The sequence below is a fragment of the Streptococcus parasanguinis genome (assembly GCF_001073155.1).
Classification (GTDB): domain Bacteria; phylum Bacillota; class Bacilli; order Lactobacillales; family Streptococcaceae; genus Streptococcus; species Streptococcus parasanguinis_D.
This window is the reverse complement of sequence record NZ_JVEE01000017.1, coordinates 1-23,065: the sequence shown is the minus strand read 5'-3', so window position 1 is coordinate 23,065 and position 23,065 is coordinate 1. Positions and strand designations below refer to the sequence as shown.

Annotated in this window: 20 protein-coding genes and 1 tRNA gene; 18 read left to right on the top strand and 3 right to left on the bottom strand. The window is 42.6% G+C overall.

What is annotated here, in order from left to right:
* The first annotated feature begins 17 nt into the window (after nucleotides 1–17).
* From ADH92_RS10370 to ADH92_RS10340, 4 genes are read left to right on the top strand one after another with little or no spacing between them, the layout of a single operon-like run.
* Nucleotides 18–1,358, top strand: coding sequence for a GH25 family lysozyme (locus tag ADH92_RS10370; RefSeq protein WP_275043241.1), 1,341 nt, complete (start codon nucleotides 18–20; stop codon nucleotides 1,356–1,358).
* 21 nt (nucleotides 1,359–1,379) lie between these two features.
* Entirely contained in the window at nucleotides 1,380–1,844 is a 465-nt protein-coding gene (locus tag ADH92_RS01875) for a hypothetical protein (protein WP_053092306.1), read from the top strand.
* A gap of 12 nt (nucleotides 1,845–1,856) precedes the next feature.
* Nucleotides 1,857–2,207, top strand: coding sequence for a hypothetical protein (locus ADH92_RS01870; protein ID WP_049496546.1), 351 nt, complete (start codon nucleotides 1,857–1,859; stop codon nucleotides 2,205–2,207).
* A gap of 11 nt (nucleotides 2,208–2,218) precedes the next feature.
* On the top strand, nucleotides 2,219–3,103 hold the full coding sequence (locus ADH92_RS10340; protein ID WP_053092305.1) for a hypothetical protein: 885 nt from the start codon (nucleotides 2,219–2,221) through the stop codon (nucleotides 3,101–3,103).
* Between the two features lie 164 nt (nucleotides 3,104–3,267).
* Here ADH92_RS10340 and ADH92_RS01860 read toward each other — a convergent pair whose 3' ends face one another.
* The gene (locus ADH92_RS01860) at nucleotides 3,268–3,459 is read right to left on the bottom strand and encodes a hypothetical protein (RefSeq protein ID WP_009732644.1); all 192 of its coding nucleotides are present in this window, start codon (nucleotides 3,457–3,459) and stop codon (nucleotides 3,268–3,270) included.
* 588 nt (nucleotides 3,460–4,047) lie between these two features.
* Here ADH92_RS01860 and ADH92_RS01855 point away from each other — a divergent pair.
* From ADH92_RS01855 to ADH92_RS01820, 8 genes are all read left to right on the top strand, one after another.
* Nucleotides 4,048–4,135, top strand: a tRNA-Ser gene (locus tag ADH92_RS01855).
* Between the two features lie 95 nt (nucleotides 4,136–4,230).
* A complete protein-coding gene (locus ADH92_RS01850; protein WP_049496753.1) occupies nucleotides 4,231–7,332 on the top strand; it encodes a DNA polymerase III subunit alpha in 3,102 nt (1,033 codons plus the stop codon).
* 84 nt (nucleotides 7,333–7,416) lie between these two features.
* Entirely contained in the window at nucleotides 7,417–8,430 is a 1,014-nt protein-coding gene (gene pfkA / locus ADH92_RS01845; RefSeq protein WP_021152956.1) for a 6-phosphofructokinase, read from the top strand.
* Nucleotides 8,431–8,499: 69 nt separating this feature from the next.
* Nucleotides 8,500–10,005: a pyruvate kinase gene (gene pyk, locus ADH92_RS01840; protein WP_013903352.1), complete on the top strand. Its 1,506-nt coding sequence runs from the start codon at nucleotides 8,500–8,502 to the stop codon at nucleotides 10,003–10,005.
* A 165-nt stretch (nucleotides 10,006–10,170) separates the two neighbouring features.
* Nucleotides 10,171–10,731 (top strand): signal peptidase I, encoded by a 561-nt coding sequence (lepB, locus tag ADH92_RS01835; protein WP_049496542.1) that lies wholly within the window; start codon nucleotides 10,171–10,173, stop codon nucleotides 10,729–10,731.
* A 100-nt stretch (nucleotides 10,732–10,831) separates the two neighbouring features.
* On the top strand, nucleotides 10,832–11,473 hold the full coding sequence (locus ADH92_RS01830; protein ID WP_049496539.1) for an amino acid ABC transporter permease: 642 nt from the start codon (nucleotides 10,832–10,834) through the stop codon (nucleotides 11,471–11,473).
* Between the two features lie 12 nt (nucleotides 11,474–11,485).
* Nucleotides 11,486–12,115 carry an amino acid ABC transporter ATP-binding protein gene (locus ADH92_RS01825; protein WP_049496535.1) on the top strand — a complete coding sequence of 210 codons (630 nt, stop codon included), beginning with the start codon at nucleotides 11,486–11,488 and terminating at the stop codon, nucleotides 12,113–12,115.
* Nucleotides 12,116–12,124: 9 nt separating this feature from the next.
* Nucleotides 12,125–12,952, top strand: coding sequence for an amino acid ABC transporter substrate-binding protein (locus ADH92_RS01820; RefSeq protein ID WP_049496532.1), 828 nt, complete (start codon nucleotides 12,125–12,127; stop codon nucleotides 12,950–12,952).
* 181 nt (nucleotides 12,953–13,133) lie between these two features.
* Here the strand turns inward: ADH92_RS01820 and ADH92_RS01815 are convergent, their stop codons facing one another.
* The gene (locus ADH92_RS01815; protein ID WP_049496529.1) at nucleotides 13,134–14,324 is read right to left on the bottom strand and encodes a cation diffusion facilitator family transporter; all 1,191 of its coding nucleotides are present in this window, start codon (nucleotides 14,322–14,324) and stop codon (nucleotides 13,134–13,136) included.
* Between the two features lie 151 nt (nucleotides 14,325–14,475).
* Here ADH92_RS01815 and pcrA point away from each other — a divergent pair, with 151 nt between their 5' ends.
* The 4 genes from pcrA (at nucleotide 14,476) to ADH92_RS01795 (ending at nucleotide 19,648) form a co-directional block, all read left to right on the top strand.
* The gene (gene pcrA / locus ADH92_RS01810; RefSeq protein WP_049496526.1) at nucleotides 14,476–16,761 is read left to right on the top strand and encodes a DNA helicase PcrA; all 2,286 of its coding nucleotides are present in this window, start codon (nucleotides 14,476–14,478) and stop codon (nucleotides 16,759–16,761) included.
* Between the two features lie 328 nt (nucleotides 16,762–17,089).
* Nucleotides 17,090–18,364 carry a DUF2130 domain-containing protein gene (locus ADH92_RS01805; RefSeq protein ID WP_049496525.1) on the top strand — a complete coding sequence of 425 codons (1,275 nt, stop codon included), beginning with the start codon at nucleotides 17,090–17,092 and terminating at the stop codon, nucleotides 18,362–18,364.
* A 9-nt stretch (nucleotides 18,365–18,373) separates the two neighbouring features.
* Nucleotides 18,374–18,817, top strand: coding sequence for a GNAT family N-acetyltransferase (locus ADH92_RS01800; protein WP_049496522.1), 444 nt, complete (start codon nucleotides 18,374–18,376; stop codon nucleotides 18,815–18,817).
* Nucleotides 18,818–18,847: 30 nt separating this feature from the next.
* On the top strand, nucleotides 18,848–19,648 hold the full coding sequence (locus ADH92_RS01795; RefSeq protein WP_049496520.1) for an alpha/beta fold hydrolase: 801 nt from the start codon (nucleotides 18,848–18,850) through the stop codon (nucleotides 19,646–19,648).
* Nucleotides 19,649–19,685: 37 nt separating this feature from the next.
* Here ADH92_RS01795 and ADH92_RS01790 read toward each other — a convergent pair whose 3' ends face one another.
* A complete protein-coding gene (locus ADH92_RS01790) occupies nucleotides 19,686–21,002 on the bottom strand; it encodes an FAD-containing oxidoreductase (RefSeq protein ID WP_049496517.1) in 1,317 nt (438 codons plus the stop codon).
* Nucleotides 21,003–21,182: 180 nt separating this feature from the next.
* Between ADH92_RS01790 and truB the strand changes: the two genes are divergently transcribed.
* Together truB and ADH92_RS01780 are read left to right on the top strand one after the other, a co-directional pair.
* Nucleotides 21,183–22,079, top strand: coding sequence for a tRNA pseudouridine(55) synthase TruB (gene truB, locus ADH92_RS01785; RefSeq protein WP_186823067.1), 897 nt, complete (start codon nucleotides 21,183–21,185; stop codon nucleotides 22,077–22,079).
* A 4-nt stretch (nucleotides 22,080–22,083) separates the two neighbouring features.
* Entirely contained in the window at nucleotides 22,084–23,019 is a 936-nt protein-coding gene (locus ADH92_RS01780) for a bifunctional riboflavin kinase/FAD synthetase (protein ID WP_049496510.1), read from the top strand.
* Nucleotides 23,020–23,065: the final 46 nt, after the last annotated feature.

Sequence of the window (23,065 nt, the reverse complement as noted above, 5' to 3'; positions counted from 1 at the left end):
TCAATCAACGTGTTACCGTGCCAACCAACCCGTATGGCGGGCAATGTGTGGCATTAATTGACAACATTCTGCAATATCAAGGATTGTATAATCTCAATTTTAGCTACTTAAACGCTATCAACGGTCTGGACAGAGCTTCTGCATTGGGGCTTAAAGTAACCCGTTTTAACGGTTCTAACAATCCACCAGTAGGGGCTGTATTTGTTTCTGATTGCTCTCCAAATCATGCATTTGGGCATATCGGCTTTGTAGTAGCAGAACACGCAGACGGAACAGTTACAACCATCGAGCAAAATATAGACGGCAATGCAGACGCTCTTTATAATGGCGGATGGGTTCGGAGAGTACGCAGAAACCTAGATAGTGCAGGAAATTTCAGCTATGTTGATTGGAACGCACCAAGCCAACGCATGGTTGGATGGTTTGAATTGCCATTTGATGATTCTGAAACTGAATCAGGCGGGCTTAACAAAGGCGATTACTTCCTTGATGTATCAGCTTACCAGTCAGCAGACTTGACTGGTATCTGTCAAGCTTCGGGCACTAGTAACACTATTATCAAGGTAACTGAGGGTGTCGGTTGGATTAGTCCAGTAGCAACACAGCAGACAAATACAAGTAACTGCATTGGTTACTATCACTTTTCCCGTTTTGGTGGCAATGTAGCGACAGCACAAGCTGAAGCTAACTATTTCATCGCTAACCTGCCATCACGTCCACGCTACCTAGTGTGTGACTATGAAGATGGGGCAAGCGGTGATAAACAAGCCAATACCAACGCTGTATTGGCATTTATGGATATTTGCAAGTCGAACGGGTTTGAGCCTATCTATTACAGTTATAAGCCGTACACATTGGCTAATATCTATGTAGAGCAGATTACCGCTAAATATCCTAATAGTCTTTGGATTGCAGCCTATCCAGATTATGAGGTTCGACCAGAACCTTATTGGGGTGTCTATCCTAGCATGGATCATACAAGATGGTGGCAATTCACTAGTACAGGCTTGTCTGGTGGGTTAGATAAGAATGTAGTGATTATTGGAAGTGAAGGAAGCAACAAGAAAGAAGAGGAAGAAGATATGAATTTTGTAGTACGTAGCACAAGCGGAAAGCAAGGATATGTCGGAATTGTAAATGGTCGTGTATTTGGTATTGGTAGCATGGGAACGGTTGATGAATTAAAATCAAACGGGGCTAAACATTTGAAGCTTGACGATGGAGATTTTACACGTTTCCTTGACAGCCAATCACGAGATAGCGCAGAAGTATCTAAAGCGATTGAAGAAGCCAGTGCATCAGTCGTTGAAGCAATTGAACAACGTGGACAAGCTACGCAAGGTCAAAACGGAAACTAAAATTAAAATGGAGGTAGACAATTGAGATTAAACTCTACCAATCTTAAACAATTTGAAGGAGGGGCTGTCGTCAAACAAGGCGACTCTGCCTCTCTATTTGGTTATGAGCTACTGGATGAAAACATGCGTCCAATTAGTGATCTAAATGGCAAAAATGCCACAATCAGGATCTTTAACCAAAAAGGAAAGGCTACATTTGAGAGTACAGTAGATAAATCAAAAGTTACTTTTAAAATAAGCAAGCCCCTTCCGATCGGATCCTATCTGGTTGAAGTCGTTTGCGGTGGCTATATCTTCCCAAGTGATCGCTCAACACGTTTAGACGTCACCCGTTCAGCAGACGAATTTACAAGCGAGGAAGTATTATCGCTTGTAAAAAATGATGTTAAAACTGAAATTGACAAGTATATCGCTGAACATCCAAACGGATCACAAACGGAAGAGTTGCCAGACCTAACAGTACTATACAATCTTGCAAAAATTTAGAGAGGAAAAATTATGACTTTAAATACTGAAAAATTAACATCATTTGCTCAAGCTGTCGGTAGCGACATCAAGGAAATTAAAACCACACTTGCAAGCAAAGCCGACAAGTCAGAACTTGGACAAGCTGGAATCACACAACAACAACTAGACACGGCTATCGCTGGTGTCAAGACTGCCATTTTAGGCGATGGAGTACCAGAAGAATTAGATACTCTCAAAGAGATCGCTGACCGTATCGCAAATGGTGCAGGATCAGCAGACCAAGCTATTGTGTCTAAAATGACAGAGCTTGGCCAAAAATTCACTGACCTTGAAAATACTGACTTCGTACAAATCTATACAACGGCTAAAAATACCCTCTAAGGAGGTGCTGAATGGATAAATTAAAGAAAGCTATAGAATCCATTGGTCGTGATATTGGGACGCTTCAAGCCAACCAAGGCGGAGCGTTACAGACTACCAAAGCTTACGAGTTATTTCCGACTTATGCGACATTACAAGCACAGATGACCACCAACATCAAAGAGAAGCACGTAGACCTTGGACTTGATGCACTGATTGACACCAAACTAGCAAACGGCGGTGACCCGTTTGTCACACGCTCAAAACTTCCAACGATTGACACAAGCCAACTTGCGTCAAAAAACGATTTGGAAGAGTTGAAGCGTTCAGTCGGTTCTGGAAGTGGTACAGGCACGGAATTGAAAGGCCAAGGCTTCCCGTACAATCTTAACGCTGACATCGGTACAATTTATACCGATACCACGGCTAAGAACGGAGCAGTGAAGTGGATCAAGAAAACTGCCGGAACTGGCTCTAACGCTTGGTCGGTATTGTTTGGTGATGTCAAATTTAAACCAAGAAACATCAACTCAAATCAAACTAATGCATACGTGGAGTTCAGACGTGTAAATTCCACGGTAGAGGTCGGCTTCGGTGGTCTATCGTGGGGTTGGTTTGGGATCGTGAGACGAGGTGCGCCCAACTACGTTCCGCAAGGTTCAGACAGAGAGCGAAACGTGGTTATCTTAAACGTTCAAGGAATCCCAGTCGGTTTTCGTGCCACTAGCTCAAAACTTGGTATTATGACAAATGACAAGGGGAAACGTTTGGGAACATTTTATTTAGGCGGGCCGGGTGACGGCAACCAGCTACGCTTACAATTCGATGATCCCGTACCTACTGATAGAGATATCGGAGATTTACGATTTACTAATATGTCGTATACCACAGATGACCCGTGGCCAGAGACTATATAATAAGACACACACCCTCCCAATTCGGGAGGGCTTTTTTTTATTTTCTGTTTTAATAGACATTTTAAAAATTGTCCGTTGTAACCTCAATCGAATGACTATGTTTTTTTGATTCTGTGCTATAAGCAATGGGTCTTTACATCAAAAAAGTGATGATTAAATAACCATCACTTTTTGTTTTTTAACTGATTGGCGTATTCTGTCATTTTAATTGCGTGTTTCAAACGCATATTCATAATATCAGAAATACCATTCTTATATTTGTCTACTGCTTGGGTGGATAATCCACAATTTTTACTAATAGAATAGGCTGTGGCATTTTCTAGCAGCCATTTAATAGCATTGATATCAACTAACATATTTACCTCACAAAAAACCAAATGATCACTACGATCAACAGAAGCCCTAAAATAAACTCAAGTTTTTCTCTAGCTGTGGTTTTTTTAACATTAAATTTTACTTTCATCATGATACCTGTTATAATTAAAGCAAGCCCCACCAAGGGGCGGATAGTGATTGCTCACTATCCGAATTCGATGTGCCACTCAATGCTTATGATGAACAAGTTGATTTTGACTACTAGCTTATTCGTCTTAGCTTTGATTGGCTTTTTTCTTCGCCTTAACATTTATTTTTCCTTTCTTTAGTTTCCTTGTCTAAGGTTTCCTCCTTAACCTTATGTATATATTATACAACTAAAGTTGTATTAAATCAAGAGATTTTACTAACTTTTTTAAAAAAAATAAAAGATTTTTTCCTATTAAATAGCTTCATTCTATATCTCTTTTATAATTAAGCTTGAACTTTCTTGGAACCTATGCTAAACTAGTAATACAAATGATGAGCCGTGAAAGTTTTAGAAGTCAGTACCTAAAACAGACCCTAAAACCTAAAAACAGCTATATAATTGAGTTTTAGAAACTCCCACCGGCTCCATATATAATTTTGGAAGATTACTCAAGAGGCTTAAGAGGCCGTGTTGGAAACGCGGTAGGCGTGTAATAGCGTGCGTGGGTTCGAATCCCATGTCTTCCGTTGTTGAGACATCATTGTGTAGCAGTGGTGTTTTTTTGTACAAAAAGGAGTTACCAAAGGAGGCACCAAAATAGACAATGCAGAAAGGAGAAAAAGTGATTACACAGCTAGATACCAAATCAGTCTATACCTTTATGGAAAGCCTAGTGACCATAAAAGACTATGTCCAAGTGGCTAAAAGCATGGGGTATGGCGCATTGGGAATCATGGATGTAGATAATTTGTATGGTGCTTATGAATTTATCGAAGCCTGTCAGGCCCACAACCTCAGCCCCTTGGTCGGTTTAGAAATTGGACTAAAAGTAGACAATGAAACAATTCCGTTTCGGATGATGGCCCTGTCAACGAAAGGCTACCAGAATCTGATGAAGATGTCGACCGTCAAAATGATGGGGAAAAACAATTGGGAAGATGTGAAGCACCTCACAGAAGGAGTAGCGGTCATTGTCCCAGCGCCTTTTGCTAGTGAAGACATACCGCTTGGTCTAGATTACTTCATCGGAGTTTTTGCTGATACGCCGGACCAAGAATTTAGCCACCCTGTGCTCCCTCTTCATACTGTGCGTTTTTTTGAGGCCGAAGATATGGAAGCCATGCAGATGCTCGCGGCCATCAAGGACAATCAAAGCTTGACAGAAACAGGACCGATTGACCCTACAACAGTCCTAAAAACTCCTCAGGAGTTACAGAATGATTTTGCTGAGCGATTTCCTCAAGCCATCACAAATCTTGAAAAACTTGTCCAAGGGATTCAATACGACATTGATACTCAGTTGAAATTGCCTCGCTTCAATCCTCAGAAACCAGCTGTTGAGGAATTGAGAGAATTAGCCCAAGCCGGTCTTCTTCGAAAGAACTTGACTAGTCCGGTCTATCAAGAACGTTTGGAGCATGAATTAGACATTATTCACCAAATGGGCTTTGATGATTATTTCTTGATTGTCTGGGATCTTCTTCGTTTCGGACGAAGTCAGGGATATTATATGGGAATGGGGCGTGGGTCTGCTGTCGGCTCACTGGTAGCTTATGCCCTGGAGATTACAGGGATTGATCCAGTGGAGAAGAACCTCCTGTTTGAGCGCTTTTTAAATGTGGAGCGCTATACCATGCCGGATATTGATATTGATATTCCTGATATCTATCGTCCAGAATTTATCCGTTATGTGAGAGACCGTTATGGGAGTTACCATGCGGCTCAGATCGTGACCTTTTCAACCTTTGGGGCCAAACAAGCCATTCGAGATGTTTTTAAACGTTTTGGGGTACCAGAGTACGAATTAACCTCCATTACCAAGCGGATTGGCTTTAGGGATACACTGACGACAGCGTATGAACAGAATCTAGCTTTTCGACAAGTGATTCATAGTCGAACAGAATTTGAACGTGGCTTTGAAATTGCCAAAAGAATTGAGGGCCAACCTAGACAGACCTCGATCCATGCGGCGGGTGTTGTGATGAGTGACCAGGATTTAACGGATCACATTCCTCTCAAGTATGGAGAAGACATGTTTGTTACCCAGTACGATGCTCATGCGGTTGAAGCCAATGGTCTATTGAAGATGGATTTTTTGGGTCTGCGAAACTTAACCTTTGTTCAAAAAATGAAGGAAGCCGTCTATGAAAAGTACCAAGAAGAGATCGTGATTGAAGCCATTGATTTAGAAGATCAAGAAACCTTGGCCTTATTTGCTGCTGGGGATACCAAGGGGATTTTCCAATTTGAACAAGCAGGAGCTATCCGCCTTTTGAGACGTGTGAGACCCAATCATTTCGAAGAAGTGGTAGCGACCACCTCTCTCAATCGTCCAGGCGCTAGTGATTACATTGATAATTTTGTCAAAAGAAAGCACGGCCAGGAAAAAGTTGATATTCTGGATCCAGCTATTGAAGAAATCTTACGGCCCACATATGGGATCATGCTCTACCAAGAGCAGGTTATGCAGGTTGCCCAGCGTTTTGCAGGCTTTAGCCTAGGGAAAGCCGATATCTTACGTCGGGCCATGGGCAAAAAAAATGCGACTGAAATGCACAAGATGGAAGACGATTTTGTCACGGGTGCTCTTAAACTTGGTCATACGGAAGAAAAAGCCAAAGAGGTCTTTGCGATTATGGAAAAATTCGCAGGCTATGGGTTTAACCGTTCCCATGCCTATGCCTATTCTGCCTTGGCTTTTCAGATGGCCTATTTCAAGGTCCATTATCCAGATGTTTTCTTTGATGTCATGCTCAATTATTCGAGCAGCGATTATCTGGCAGATGCTCTTCAGTTTGATTTTAAAGTCGCGCCATTATCCATCAACACCATCCCTTACAGAGATAAGTTCCAGGATCGAAAAATCTACTTGGGAATGAAAAATATCAAGGGACTCCCGAGAGATTTAGCGTATTGGATCATTGACAATCGTCCCTTTGAAAGTGTCGAAGATTTCATTTTACGACTCCCCAATCAGTATCATAAATTACCTCTGTTAACACCTTTAGTGGAGCTTGGATTGTTTGATATTTTTGAAAAAAATAGGCGCAAGGTGCTTCACAATTTGCCGAATTTGTTTGTATTTGCTGATGAGCTAGGTAGTTTATTTGCAGATTCTAACTATTCCTGGACAGAAGCGGAGGACTTTAGCCAGGCTGAAAAATATGAGAAGGAAGAGGCCATTATTGGCGTCGGGCTCAGTACTCACCCATTGGTTGCGATTGGGCAAACGAGTCCCTACGAGATCCAACCAATTTCTCAACTCATACAAGGAGAGCAGGCACGCATTCTCATTGAGGTACAAAACATCAGAACCATTCGAACCAAGTCGGGTGATCTCATGGCTTTCTTACAAGTCAGTGATACCAAGAAAAAATTGGATGTGACCCTTTTCCCTGAAACCTACAATCGATTTTCCTCCTTGATAAAAGAAGGTGGCTTTTATTACTTGACAGGGAAGATACAAGAGCGTGATGGGCGCTTGCAGATGATTCTAGCAGAGGCACAACTAGCGACCAATGAAAAGTTCTGGATCCAGTTGCTCGATCATCGTCAGGATAAAACGATTCTTTCTATCTTGAAAAAATATCCGGGCCCATATCCTGTGATATTACGCTATGAAGACGAGAAAAAAACTCTTCAATTGAAGGGCTATACAGTCCAGAAAAACAAAGAATTGGAAGATGAACTAAAGAATCTCGTTATGAAAACGATTTATCGGTAAAAACTGCGAAAAATACGAGAATTTTAGTCTTCTTTGTGTTATAATTACGTAGAATGTAAAAGAAAAAAAGGAGCAAACAACGAAATGAAACGTATTGCTGTTTTAACTAGTGGTGGAGATGCCCCTGGTATGAACGCTGCCATCCGTGCAGTTGTTCGTCAAGCAATTTCAGAAGGAATGGAAGTTTTCGGTATCTATGATGGATATGCGGGAATGGTTGCTGGTAAAATTCAGCCCCTTGACGCCTCATCTGTTGGAGATATTATTTCCCGTGGTGGTACCTTCCTTCATTCAGCTCGTTACCCTGAATTCGCACAACGCGAAGGTCAATTAAAAGGGATCGAGCAATTGAAGAAACACGGGATCGAAGGTGTTGTCGTTATTGGTGGAGATGGTTCTTACCATGGTGCGATGCGCTTGACTGAGCTTGGATTCCCAGCTGTGGGTCTTCCTGGTACGATCGACAACGATATCGTCGGAACTGACTTTACAATTGGTTTTGATACGGCAGTCACAACTGCAATGGACGCGATCGATAAGATCCGTGATACTTCTTCTAGTCACCACCGTACTTTCGTTATCGAAGTGATGGGACGTAACGCTGGAGATATCGCTCTTTGGGCAGGGATTGCATCTGGTGCAGATGAAATCATCATCCCTGAAGAAGGATTCAAGATCGAAGATGTTGTTGAGAGCATCAAAGAAGGTTACGCAAAAGGTCGTACCCACAACATCATCATCTTGGCTGAAGGCGTGATGTCTGCAGATGAATTTGGTAAAGCGTTGAAAGAAGCTGGTGATGAAAGTGACCTTCGTGTGACTGAGCTTGGCCACATCCAACGTGGTGGTTCACCGACTGCGCGTGACCGTGTTCTTGCTTCACGTATGGGAGCACACGCAGTTAAATTGTTGAAACAAGGAATCGGTGGTGTAGCCGTTGGTATCCGCAATGAAAAAATGGTGGAAAACCCAATCCTTGGTAAAGCAGAAGAAGGAGCCCTCTTTAGCTTGACAGAAGATGGTAAGATTGTGGTAAACAATCCACATAAAGCTGATCTTGGTCTTGCCGAGTTGAACCGTAGCTTGTCTTCAATCTAATTTTATTTCATAAATTTGTTAACCTTGTCTTAAAAAGACAGATATATTTAAAAAGGAGTCATATATATCATGAACAAACGTGTAAAAATCGTTGCAACTTTAGGTCCTGCGGTAGAAATCCGTGGTGGTAAAAAATTCGGTGAAGATGGATACTGGGCTGAAAAACTTGACGTTGAAGCTTCAGCACAAAACATTGCTAAATTGATCGAAGCTGGCGCTAACACTTTCCGTTTCAACTTCTCACACGGTGACCACCAAGAACAAGGTGAACGTATGGCGACTGTTAAACGTGCAGAAGAAATCGCTGGTAAAAAAGTTGGTTACCTTCTTGATACAAAAGGTCCTGAAATCCGTACTGAATTGTTCGAAGGCGAAGCTAAAGAATATTCATACAAGACTGGTGAACGTATCCGCGTTGCTACAAAACAAGGCATCAAATCAACTCGTGAAGTGATTGCTTTGAACGTTGCTGGTGCGCTTGACATCTTTGATGACGTTGAAGTTGGACACCAAGTATTGGTTGATGATGGTAAATTGGGTCTTCGCGTTGTAGAAAAAGACGCTGCAAAACGTGAATTTGTTGTTGAAGTTGAAAACGATGGTATCATCGCTAAACAAAAAGGTGTAAACATCCCTAACACTAAGATTCCTTTCCCAGCACTTGCTGAACGCGATAACGACGATATCCGCTTTGGTTTGGAACAAGGTATCAACTTCATCGCGATCTCATTCGTACGTACTGCAAAAGACGTTCAAGAAGTTCGTGCTATCTGTGAAGAAACTGGTAACAGCCACGTTCAATTGTTTGCGAAAATCGAAAACCAACAAGGTATTGAAAACTTGGATGAAATCATCGAAGTTACTGATGGTATCATGATCGCTCGTGGTGACATGGGTATCGAAGTACCATTCGAAATGGTTCCAGTTTACCAAAAAATGATTACTTCTAAAGTAAATGCTGCTGGTAAAGTTGTTATCACTGCAACAAACATGCTTGAAACAATGACTGAAAAACCACGTGCAACTCGTTCTGAAGTATCTGACGTCTTCAACGCTGTTATCGATGGTACTGATGCTACAATGCTTTCAGGTGAATCTGCAAACGGTAAATACCCACTTGAATCTGTAGCTACAATGGCGAAAATCGACATGAACGCTCAAACACTTTTGAAAGAATATGGTCGTTTGAACCCAGCTTCATTCGAACGTAATTCTAAGACAGAAGTTATGGCTTCAGCTGTTAAAGATGCTACAAACTCAATGGATATCAAATTGGTTGTAACATTGACTAAGACAGGTCACACTGCACGTTTGATCTCTAAATACCGTCCAGATGCTGATATCTTGGCATTGACATTTGACGAATTGACTGAACGTGGATTGATGTTGAACTGGGGTGTTATCCCAATGTTGACAGATGCTCCTTCTTCAACTGATGATATGTTCGAAATTGCTGAACGTAAAGCAGTTGAAGCTGGCCTTGTTAAATCTGGTGATGATATCGTTATCGTTGCTGGTGTACCAGTTGGAGAAGCTGTTCGTACAAACACAATGCGTATCCGTACAGTACGTTAATAGACAATTATATCTGAAAACCTTGCTGGTTGGTCCGAAAGGACTGACCGCGAGGTTTTTCTTTTTCTTCTGGTGTGTGTTGATAAGAATTCTCACTAATGCTTACTTTCTCTTTTTTAAAGATCAAAAACATGGTATAATAAATGAAAAGGAAGGGAGACATACATGCCAAGGAGAGATTTAATTAGAAATGTCATCATTGTCGGTGTACTGGTTTTGGCACTGATTTTGCTTCGAATCTTTGTATTTCATCCATTTAGTATCAATGATAAGATGGCCAATGCTTCTGTGAAAACTGGAGATCTTGTGGTAGCGACTAGAAATGCTCAGGTAGATCGCAGTGATTTGGTCTTATACAAGGTCGGTGGAAAAGAATACCTTGGACGTGTCATTGCCAAAGAAAACGATGAAGTCAGCTACGTAGATGACGTCCTCTATTTGAATGGACAGGCAACACCAGAACCTTACCTAAATAAAATGCTGAACAAACATCTAGCTGCTCCAACGAGTAATGGATATTATACGGACGATTTCTTCTTATCAGAGTTAAAAGGGACTAAGGCTGGTCGTGTACCATCCGATACTTATCTAGTCTTAAATGATAACCGTGGAGATACAGAAGATAGTCGTGAGTTTGGTTATATCCATAAAAATCAGATCGAAGGAGTCGTGAATCTGCGTCTCTATCCTCTCAAAAAATTTGGATTTATAAAAGTAGAAGAATAGCCGAAAGGCTATTTTTTTTTATAAATATCATGATGAACTAGTTTTTTTCCCATTTTTGTGGTAAGATGTTCATTAAATAATTTTTTAGGAGGAGAATGCTATGCAGTATGCTTTGGAAATTTTACCAAGTTTGTTAAAGGGAGCAAGCCTCACTTTGCAAGTGTTTGCTTTCGTATTGATTTTATCGATTCCACTTGGAATCGTCGTTGCCTTTTTGCTTCAATTGCGCTCAAAGATCCTGCATGGACTCCTAACGATTTATATCTGGATCATGCGAGGGACCCCTCTATTGCTCCAGTTGATCTTTATTTATTACGTCCTTCCAAGTATTGGGATTCGGATTGATCGGTTGCCTGCAGCTATTACAGCCTTCACCCTTAATTATGCAGCCTATTTTGCGGAAATCTTCCGTGGAGGAATTGTCTCCATTCCGACAGGTCAGTATGAGGCGGCCAAGGTCTTAAAATTGAGTTCATGGCAAACAATTCGCTATATCATTTTGCCTCAGGTGGTGAAGATCGTTCTTCCGAGTGTCTTCAATGAAGTCATGTCCTTGATTAAAGACACCTCCTTGGTCTATGCTCTGGGAATTAGTGATTTGATCCTGGCTAGTCGGACGGCGGCCAATCGTGATGCCAGTCTAGCACCCATGTTTTTAGCGGGAGCTATTTATTTAATCCTCATTGGGATTGTGACCATCATTGCCAAGCGAGTTGAAAAGAAGTTTTCATATTATAAATAGGAGGAGAAGCATATGTTAGAATTAAAACAAATTTCGAAACGGTTTGGGGATAAGCAGATTTTATCAGATTTCAATCTTCTCGTTCCTGAAAAACAAATTGTCGCCATTGTTGGTCCTTCTGGGGGAGGAAAGACCACCTTGCTTCGCATGTTAGCTGGTCTTGAAACCATTGATTCTGGTCAGATCGTCTATAATGGTGAAAATTTGCCTCTAGATGCCTTAGAAAAACGAAATCTTCTCGGTTTTGTCTTCCAGGACTTTCAATTATTTCCACATTTATCGGTCATGGAAAACCTTATCTTGTCCCCTATAAAGACCATGAATGTGACCAAGGAAGAAGCGAGTAAAAAAGCCATGAGCTTACTGGAGCGTTTGGGACTCGAACAACATGCGGATGCTTATCCCTTCTCTCTATCTGGTGGTCAGAAGCAACGGGTGGCACTGGCTCGTGCTATGATGATCGATCCAGAAATTATTGGCTATGATGAGCCGACTTCGGCCTTAGATCCAGAATTGCGATTAGAAGTTGAGAAGTTAATCTTGCAAAACCGTGAACTGGGGATGACTCAGATCGTTGTTACCCATGATATCCCATTTGCAGAAGGAATTGCGGATGTTCTTCTCAAGGTTGAGCCTAAATAGGAGGAGACTATGAAACGAGTAATACCATGGCTGCTAGGTGTCCTTAGTCTCGCTCTTCTGACTGCCTGTGGACAGACAGTGAGTGATCCTAAAGTGGACAACTGGCAAAAATACCAAAAAGAGCAGTCCATCACGATTGGTTTTGATAATACTTTCGTTCCCATGGGCTTTGAGCAAAAAGATGGGAGCTACGCTGGTTTTGATATTGATTTGGCTAATCAAGTCTTTGAATCTTATGGGATTCATGTCAACTGGCAACCCATTGATTGGGATATGAAAGAGACGGAACTGAAAAATGGTACCATTGATGCCATCTGGAATGGCTATTCGGCAACAGATGAACGCCGGGAAAGTGTTGCTTTTACCAAGCCCTATATGAAAAATGAACAAGTCTTGGTCACTAAGAAAGCCTCTGGGATCCAATCAGTCGATGGGATGAAAGAGAAACGATTAGGTGCCCAGACCGGATCGTCTGGCTATATGGATTTTGAAGCTAATCCTAAAATCTTAAAAAATAAGGTTAAAAATCAAAAGGCTACCCAATACCAGAGTTTCAACGAGGCGCTGATCGATCTTCAGAATGATCGGATCGATGGGCTCCTAATCGACCGTGTCTATGCCAACTATTATTTGCAAACGGAAGGAATTTTAAAAGATTACAATGTCTTTCCTGTAGGTTTTGATACTGAATCCTTTGCGGTAGGGGTGCGCAAGGCGGATAAAACCTTGAAGAAAAAAATTGATGAAGCCTTCGTAAAACTCTATCAAAAGGGCCAGTTCCAAAAGATCTCTAAGAAGTGGTTCGGAACGGATGTAGCAACAGACGATATCAAGTAAAAAAGAGAGTGGGACAGAAATCGGTAATTCGTTAGAATTCGATTTCGTCGTCCCACCTCCGCACAGTTGAGTAGGGATGTAAAAGCTGATGAAATCAGCGTAGTAGAGCCCACTCAACCACTGCGTCTTGCTCGACAATCCAAAAATAATTGAGAGGCTAGGACTTTTGTCCCAGCCTCTTTTAGTCGGTTTTATTAGTAATTTGATGGAAAATCTTTTGCCAAGTTTCGTGGCGACGCCAGAGACTGGTATGGATTTGACCGTCTAGTTCATAACGTATGAGTTTGGTTTTTTGACTGATGGACTCCAGTTCAAAGTTTTGGAATTGAACTTGGTCGTTTGCAAGAGCCTCTATTAATTCTGCCTTGTTGTGTTCGTGACCGGTATCGTCAATCAAGGTATAATTATCTGCTAGTAATGTATCAAACTCTTGCTTAGCATAGAGGCGTTTTTCGTAGGTTAAGAGTTTCTTTTCAACGTTTTCGATCAACTCATCCTCTGGAATTGAGCTAGGTTCCACATGGACGTCAATGTCAAAGACACCAAATTCTTCTTTCAGGAGATCCTCGACTTCTTCTGTGATCGCATGGCTTTCATAGACTGAAAGATCGGGATTCATCTCCAAGACGACGTCTAAGTAAATATTACTTCCATAGGTCCGTCCGCGTTGGTATTTCACACGCGCAATCTTAGGGAGTTTTAAAATAGCTTTTTCGTAATCTTCGAGGAGACTATCATCAAAGCCGTCTGAAAGACTAAAGGAAGATTCCATAAAAATATCGTAGGCTGTTTTGAGGATAAAGAAGGTGATGATGATGGCTGCGATCTTATCAACAATTGGATAGTTAAAAGCACTAGCAGCGATCGCGATCGACGTTCCAAGAGATGTGACGACGTCTGAAAGATTGTCTTTTGCGGCTGCTTTTAAGGCTTTGGATTTGGCTCGTTTGGCTAAGCGAAGATTGTAGAAATAAACGCCTAGCATAACAAGGGCTGAAATCACTCCGACACCAGCACCGAGTGGATCAATGCTAACTGTTTCATTGCTGAAGATCTTTTGGAGGGTATCGCGTAAGACATCAAAACCAACATAAAACATAATGATGGAGGTAACTAGACTAGCTAGATCCTCAATTTTCCAGTGACCAAACTTGTGATCGCGGTCAGCAGGTTGGCGAGCGAGACGAATCCCGATGAGCAGGGCAGCATTGCTGATAATATCTGATAAGTTGTTAAATCCATCGGCTACCAAACTAGAGGAGTGAAGCAGATGGCCAGTAGCTAATTTTGCTGAAGAAAGTAGTAAATAGGCTAAAATACTGATGATGGCACCACGTTCGGCCAGTTTTAAGTTACTGTATGGTTTTTCCAAAATTTCCTCCTACAACCTCGGATATGAACCTGTTTTCTTTAAGCTACTATTATATCGTTTTTGGAAGGGAAATTCAAATGAGTCCTTTTTTAAAAGAAGCTAGGCAGGTTTTGTGGTATAATAGAACGATTGAATGAATGAGGAGTATGAGATGAATCCTTTATTGAATGGTATGAATGATCGCCAAGCAGAGGCGGTCCAAACGACAGAAGGTCCCCTCTTGATCATGGCGGGGGCTGGTTCGGGTAAGACACGTGTCTTAACCCACCGCATCGCTTACTTGATCGATGAAAAAATGGTCAATCCTTGGAATATTTTGGCCATTACCTTTACCAATAAAGCCGCTCGGGAGATGAAGGAGCGGGCTTATCAATTGAATCCAGCCACCCAAGACTGCTTGATTGCCACCTTCCACTCCATGTGTGTGCGTATTCTCCGTCGAGATGCGGATCACATTGGCTACAATCGTAACTTTACCATTGTCGATCCAGGAGAACAACGGACCTTGATGAAACGGATCTTGAAGTCCTTGAATTTGGATCCTAAGAAATGGAATGAACGGACCATTTTGGGGACTATTTCCAATGCCAAAAATGACCTGATCGATGAAGTGGCCTATGCTGCCCAGGCGGGAGATATGTATACTCAGATCGTCGCCAAGTGTTATGAGGCTTACCAAAAAGAACTCCGTCAGTCGGAAGCAGTGGACTTTGATGATTTGATTATGCTGACCTTGCGTCTTTTTGATCAGCATCCAGATGTGCTGACCTATTACCAGCAGAAGTTCCAATACATCCACGTAGACGAGTATCAAGATACCAACCATGCACAATACCAGTTGGTCAAACTCTTGGCTTCACGCTTTAAAAATATCTGTGTCGTTGGGGATGCGGACCAGTCTATTTATGGCTGGCGGGGAGCAGATATGCAGAATATCCTGGACTTTGAGAAGGATTATCCTGATGCCAAGGTCGTTTTGTTGGAGGAAAATTATCGTTCCACTAAAACCATCCTGCAAGCAGCCAACGACGTCATCAAAAACAATCGCCACCGCCGTCCGAAGAATCTCTGGACACAAAATGAAGACGGGGAAGAGATTGTCTATTATCGGGCCAATGACGAGCAGGATGAAGCGGTCTTTGTTGCTAAAACCATTGAAGAGCTTAGTCGTGAAGCTGGCTACAAACACCGTGATTTTGCCGTTCTCTACCGGACCAATGCTCAGTCACGGACCATTGAAGAAGCGCTACTCAAGTCCAACATTCCCTACACCATGGTAGGGGGCACCAAGTTCTACAGCCGGAAGGAAATTCGGGATGTCATTGCTTATCTGAACTTGATTGCCAACCCCAGTGACAATATCAGTTTTGAGCGTATTATCAATGAACCCAAGCGGGGAATCGGGCCAGGTACAGTGGATAAAATTCGCGATTTTGCTCAAATGCAAGAGTCTTCACTCCTGGATGCTTCAGCCAATATCATGCTCTCTGGCATCAAAGGAAAGGCAGCTCAATCCATCTGGGACTTTGCCAATCTCATTCTTGATTTGAGAGAAAGATTGGACCAGCTGACCATTACAGAGTTGGTCGAAGAAGTCCTTGACAAGACAGGTTATATGACAGCCCTAACCAATCAGGGAAATTTGGAAAGTCAGGCCCGCATCGAGAATATCCAAGAGTTCCTATCTGTTACCAAGAATTTTGATGAAAATGGAGAGACAGTCGAATACGAATCAGGTGTGGAAACCTTGAGTCGCTTCTTGAATGATTTGGCTTTGATTGCCGATACAGATGATGGGGCCCAAGAAACTTCAGAAGTCACCTTGATGACCCTTCACGCGGCTAAGGGATTGGAGTTTCCAGTCGTCTTCTTGATTGGGATGGAAGAAAATGTCTTTCCTCTTAGTCGTGCGGCTGAGGATCCAGATGAGTTGGAAGAAGAGCGTCGCTTGGCTTATGTGGGGATCACGCGGGCAGAGAAGGTTCTCTTCTTGACCAATGCTAACTCTCGTTTGCTCTTTGGACGGACCAGCTACAATCGTCCGACGCGTTTTATCAATGAAATCAGCTCGGATTTATTGACCTATCAAGGATTAGCGCGTCCAGTTAATACCAGCTTTAAGGCTTCTTATAGCAATGGAGGCGGAACGACCTTTGGAAAAGGCATGAGCCTGTCACAAGCCCTTCAAGAGCGCAAGAGACAAGCAGCCCCAAGTGCTCTCACGTCATCAAGCCTCCCCTTTGGCAATAGTAACCGAGATGCTGCTAAAGAGAGCGTCGCTTGGTCCATTGGCGACATTGCCATTCACAAGAAGTGGGGTGAAGGAACCGTGCTTGAAGTATCTGGTAGTGGTAGTACCCAAGAACTCAAGATCAACTTCCCAGAAGTGGGGCTAAAGAAACTCTTAGCCAGTGTCGCGCCAATTGAGAAGAAATAAACTGAAACCAGTAAGCTTAGCTTGCTGGTTTTGTCCTTTTATCAACTTCACTTAGGTGAGGACGGACGGTAGCGACTCCCTTTGGGATTCCATACCTTAGATTTGAGCCTTCCGTCTCAAATCTACCGAGCAGGAGAAACAAATCTGTTTCTCCTTCTTTTCTCACGGCGGGAAGTTTTGATGATCATCGTTCGGCTTTCTCAAATTCTCTCATTTACTCTATTCACTGTCAAAAATTAGGGAAATAGTAGGAGCAAGCCTCGTTTGCTGGTTTTGATTTTACAGGTAGCATGATATAATATAGTAAGAATAGAGAAAGAGGCATGCTATGAACGAAATCAAGTGCCCCAACTGTGGGGAAGTTTTTACGGTCAATGAAAGTCAATACAGCGAACTCTTGTCACAGGTACGGACAGCAGAGTTTGACAAGGAAATTCATGAGCGGATTCGACAAGAGTTGGCATTAGCAGAGCAAAAGGCCCTTAATGAGCAACAAGAGAAGTTAGCCAAGAAGGATCAAGAAATTGCCCAGTTACAAAACCAGATTCAACAGTTTGATACTGAAAAAGAATTGGCCAAAAAAGAGGTGGAGCAAACCGCTAGCCAAAGTCTGCTAGAGAAAGAAAAAGAAGTGCAGGCGCTGGAAAATCAGTTGGCCACCTTGCGCTTGGAGCATGAAAATCAGCTGCAAAAAACACTGTCTGATCTAGAGAAAGAAAGAGATCAGGTCAAAAATCAGCTCCTATTACAAGAAAAAGAAAACGAGCTTTCTCTGACTTCTGTTAAGCAAAACTATGAAGCCCAACTTAAGGCAGCCAATGAACAGGTCGAGTTCTACAAGAATTTTAAGGCCCAGCAGTCGACTAAGGCTATCGGGGAAAGTCTGGAACAGTATGCGGAAAGTGAATTCAACAAGGTTCGCAGTTTTGCCTTCCCAAATGCCTATTTTGAAAAGGACAACAAGGTCTCTGCGCGTGGGTCTAAAGGCGACTTTATTTTCCGCGAGTGCGATGAAAATGGGGTGGAGATTATCTCCATTATGTTCGAGATGAAAAATGAAGCTGACGGGACAGAGAAGAAGCATAAGAATGCGGATTTCTACAAGGAGTTGGACAAGGATCGTCGAGAAAAGAACTGTGAATATGCCGTTTTGGTGACCATGCTTGAAGCAGATAACGACTACTTCAACACAGGGATTGTCGATGTCAGCCACGAGTATGAGAAGATGTATGTGGTCCGTCCTCAGTTCTTTATCCAGATTATTGGGCTCCTGCGCAATGCGGCCCTCAATTCCCTTAAATACAAGCAGGAATTGGCGCTTGTTCGTGAACAAAATATCGACATCACCCACTTTGAAGAAGACCTGGATGCTTTCAAAGTTGCTTTTGCAAAGAACTATAACTCCGCTTCAACCAACTTTGGTAAAGCAATCGATGAAATCGATAAAGCCATTAAGCGTATGGAAGAGGTTAAGAAATTCCTAACCACATCCGAAAACCAACTCCGCCTCGCTAATAACAAATTGGATGATGTTTCCGTTAAAAAATTGACTCGGAAGAATCCAACCATGAAGGCTAAGTTTGATGCCTTGAAGGAAGACTAGGAGGCTCCTATGCAGATACGAAAAGCAACCATAAAAGATACTGAAGCACTACTGTCTCTATACGAAGACTTGGGCTATCCAACGACCGCTTCTAAGCTGGCTCGACGTTTAGAAATGATTCTTTCTCAGCCACATTATGGCTGTCTTCTAGCTGAAAGAAACGGAGAAATTTTAGGTTTCTTAGGTTATGCAAAACTCTTCTTTTTTGAAACAGATGGATCTTACTATCGTATTTTGGCTTTGTCAGTTGCAAAAGAAACAAGACGACAAGGAATTGCTAGTAGGCTAATTGATGAATTGAAAAAACAAGCGGTAAAAGAAGGAGTTAAGGCACTGGCTCTAAATAGTGGATTAACCGCTGAACGAAATGCTGCACATCAGTTTTATCAGGCGGTTGGATTTGAAAAAGTGACTGCCGGCTTTGCCCTGCATTTAAAAACTCAACATGAATAAACATGATAAAATAGGAGAGAAAACGAAGTAATGTCTTCAACAGAAGGGAAAACCTTATATTTTAACGAAAAGAGCATGGACTATGTGACATTTGGAAAAGGTAAACAGCCATTAGTGATCATGCCAGGATTGGGGGATGGGTTACAGACCGTTAAAGGAAAGGCACAGCTCTTTTCTCTCTCGTATCGTCTACTTGCTAAGCGATATAAGATCTATGTTTTTTCTCGAATCAATGAGTTGAGACAGGGCTATACGACGCGGAATATGGCAGCAGATGTAGCAGAAGCAATGGAGACACTAAACCTAGGTACAGCCTATGTCATGGGGATTTCACAAGGTGGAATGATTGCCCAATGGTTGGTGGCGGATTTCCCTGAAAAGGTTCAAAAGCTCATCTTAGCTGTGACCACTGCAAAACCTAGTCAACTTGCTAGAGAACGAATTGAGCATTGGCAAAAACTTAGTCAATCTGGAAATTTTAAGCATCTCATGCTGGATATCGCAAAGCATTCCTACACGCAAAAGAGCTATCAAAAGTGGCGGTTGCTTTATAATATCATGGGTCGCTTGGGGCGAATCAAAGATGAAAATAGAATAGCCATTCAGTCTCAGTCTTGTCTTACTCACGATAGCCTTGAGGTCTTAAAGGAAATTCATTGTCCGACCCTGATCCTTGGTGCCCTTGAAGATGATGTGATTGGTGTGGACGGATCTAAGGAACTAGCAAAAGCGATTTCAGGTTGTCAACTCCTCATTCTTAAGCACTCTGGTCATGCTCTTTATGAAGAAAATAAAGCATTTCAAGAGGCTGTCTGTGAATTCTTAAACTAAAAAACGCTGGAAAAATTTTCCAGCGTTTTTATTCTATTTAAATCGCAAAGAGATCGTTTAGGTTTTCTGCCATGGTTGGGTGGGTAAAGATTTGTTTTGCAATGTAAGTATAAGGGATCTTGTTGTCCATGGCCATGGTGATCTGGTTGATGATTTCGCCTGCAGCTTCTCCAAAGAGTGTCACTCCAAGAATTTCTTTAGTTTCTGGGTTGACCACGGCTTTGAAGGCACCTCGAAGGTCTGCATTGACATGTCCACGAGGCATGGCAGCAACTGGCAATTCTTTAACAGCAACTGGAAGTCCTTTGTCACGTGCTTCTTGCTCGGTCAAGCCGACTTGGGCAAGTGGAGGAGCAATAAAGAGTGTTGTCGCATAATTTCTACGAGTTTCAAGATTGTAGCTACCATCGCCTGTAAGGTAGTTGAAGACAATGCGGAAGTCATCGAGTGACATGTAGGTGAATTGTGGACCACCATTGACATCCCCAACTGCAAAGACACCAGGGACGCTGGTTTCCAAATGACGGTTGACTTGGATCGCTCCACGATCAGTGACTTGGATATCTGTGTTTTCAAGACCAAGTCCAGCTGTGTTTGGCTTCCGTCCTGTTGCGTAGAGAAGGATATCAAACTCGAAGTCTCCCTTATCTGTGACAACCGTTAAGCTGTTTTGGCCATCTTTGATTTCTTGGGTATGAACGCCTTGCAAGAATTGAATACCGTCTTCTTCAAGGTAGCTTTTTGCAAGAGCTGCAATACTTGGCTCGATCCGTGGCAAAAATGTTTCAGAAGCATCCAGCACCGTTACTTGGCTGCCCAAGGTATTGTAGAGATGAGCAAATTCCAATCCGATTGGTCCACCACCAAGGACACCGAGGCGTTTAGGTAGGTTTTCCAAACGTTGAATGCCGGTTGAATCCACGGCAAATTTACTTTCAGCCAAACCTGGGATCGGAAGGACATTTGGCACAGCACCAGTATTAATAATAATGGTTTCAGCTGTCAATTCTTCCTTCTCATCTCCAGCTTGAATTTCGATGACCTTGTTAGAAACGAAACGAGCTGTCGCATCGATGATGTCTACACCGGTTCCAGCAATGGTTGCATAGTTCTTTCCGTTGAGACGAGTGGTGACAGCATTTTTCTCATTCATAGCTTGCTCAAAATCCAAGCCTTTTTCTGCTGCAACAATCAAGGTCTTGGTGGGAATACAAGCAATATTGATGCAAGTACCACCGTACATAGACTTGCTCTTTTCAATCAGAGCGACTTTTTTTCCTTGGCTTGATAATTTCGCTGCGAGTGTTTTACCAGCTTTACCAAATCCAATCACAATAACATCATACATTAACATATGTTACACCTTCTTTCGATTTCTATTGTATCAAACCCATTTTAAAAAGTCTGAAATCTGCTACGGGATTTTTTTGAAGCTCATGAGAAGGGGGAAAGAGGGACAAGAAGTCTCGTTTCATGGTATAATAAAGGGTCGGTGACCCGGATGGTCACACAAGAGTTAGAAAGAGCAAATCAGATGGACGGAATTATCAATATAAAAAAAGAAGCAGGCATGACCTCACATGATGTGGTCTTTAAACTGAGAAAAATCTTAGGAACTAAGAAGATCGGACATGGGGGAACGCTGGATCCAGATGTGGTGGGAGTGCTTCCGATTGCAGTTGGCAAGGCGACCCGGATGGTCGAATTTATGCAAGATGAAGGCAAGGTCTATGAAGGAGAAATCACTTTGGGATTTTCTACCACGACGGAGGATGCCAGTGGGGAAGTCGTAGAGCGGACCCCAGTGGAAGCCCCTTTAGATGCAGTAGAGGTTGATCGCATGATTGCCCAAATGGTGGGAGAAATCGAGCAAGTACCACCTATGTATTCAGCGGTCAAGGTCAATGGACGTAAGCTCTATGAATATGCGCGGGCAGGAGAAGAAGTGGAACGCCCTGTCCGACAGGTAACCATTTATGAATTCACGCGCACCAGTGAGATTAGCTACAAGGAAGGATTAGCCCGTTTTCGCTTCCGGGTTAAATGCAGCAAGGGCACCTATATCCGGACCTTGTCTGTGGATTTGGGTCAAAAACTGGGTTATGCAGCCCATATGTCTCATCTGATCCGAACCAGTGCTGCCGGTTTGTCACTGGATGATGCCCTGACCTTAGAAGAAGTGGCTGAAAAAGTAGCGCAAGGAGATTTGAGCTTCCTTCACCCACTTGAAATTGGCACCGGGGATCTGGAAAAAGTAGAGCTGACAGTAGAAGAGGTCGGTGAAGTCCAAGTGGGACGCTTTATTCCAGTTGAGAGTGACTCCAAAGAGTTAGCTGCTTTTTACCAAGGGAAATTGATAGCCATTCTAGAAAAAAGAGAAGAACTTTACAAACCTCGAAAAGTTTTTCTAACAGAAAGTGTGTTACAATAAATTCATGAATATTCGTACGATTACTACTGCTAACCAGATCCATTTGGAGAATGAGACAGTTTTGGTTCTGGGCTACTTTGATGGCCTGCATCTGGGGCATCAAGAACTCTTTAAAAAGGCGTGTCAGATCGCGGATGAAAAAGGCTTGAAGGTCGCTTTGTTAACCTTCCCTGAATCTCCTAAGTTAGCCTTTGTTCGCTACCAACCAGAATTACTACTCCATTTGCAAAGTCCTGAGGATCGGTTCCAAAAATTAAACGAACTAGGAGTGGATGAGCTCTTCCTCATTGATTTTACGACCGATTTTGCTTCTAAAACAGCGAAAGATTTTGTCGATCAATTTGTCAAAGCCTTGAGAGCCCGAGTTTTAATTGCTGGATTTGATTATAGTTTTGGCTCTGATAAGAAAACTGCCTCTGACTTAGTTGCTTATTTTGATGGTCAAGTGGAAGTCATTTCTCCTGTATTGGATCAGGGGGAAAAGATCAGTTCAACCCGCATTCGTCAAGCTGTCCTAGAAGGACGCGTCCAAGAAGCTGCCCGTCTACTTGGTCACCCTTTATCCAGTCGAGGAATCGTGGTGCACGGGGATGCGCGGGGAAGGACCATTGGTTACCCCACTGCTAATCTAGCACCGATTGATCGGACCTATCTACCATCCGATGGAGTCTATGTGGTTGATGTCGATTTTAAAGGGCAGACCTATCGTGGCATGGCTTCTGTCGGGAAAAATATCACCTTTGATGGGAAAGAGCTTCGTTTCGAAGTCAATCTCTTTGATTTTACTGGAGATATCTACGGTCATACCCTGACCATTCACTGGTTAGATAAGATTCGAGAAATGGTCAAATTCGATGGGATCGATCAACTAGTGGCTCAATTGAAAGAAGATGAAGCAGTTTCACGAAACTGGACCAAGAGAGTGGGACAAAAGTCCTAGCCTCTCAATTATTTTTAGATTGTCGAGCAAGACGCAGTGGTTGAGT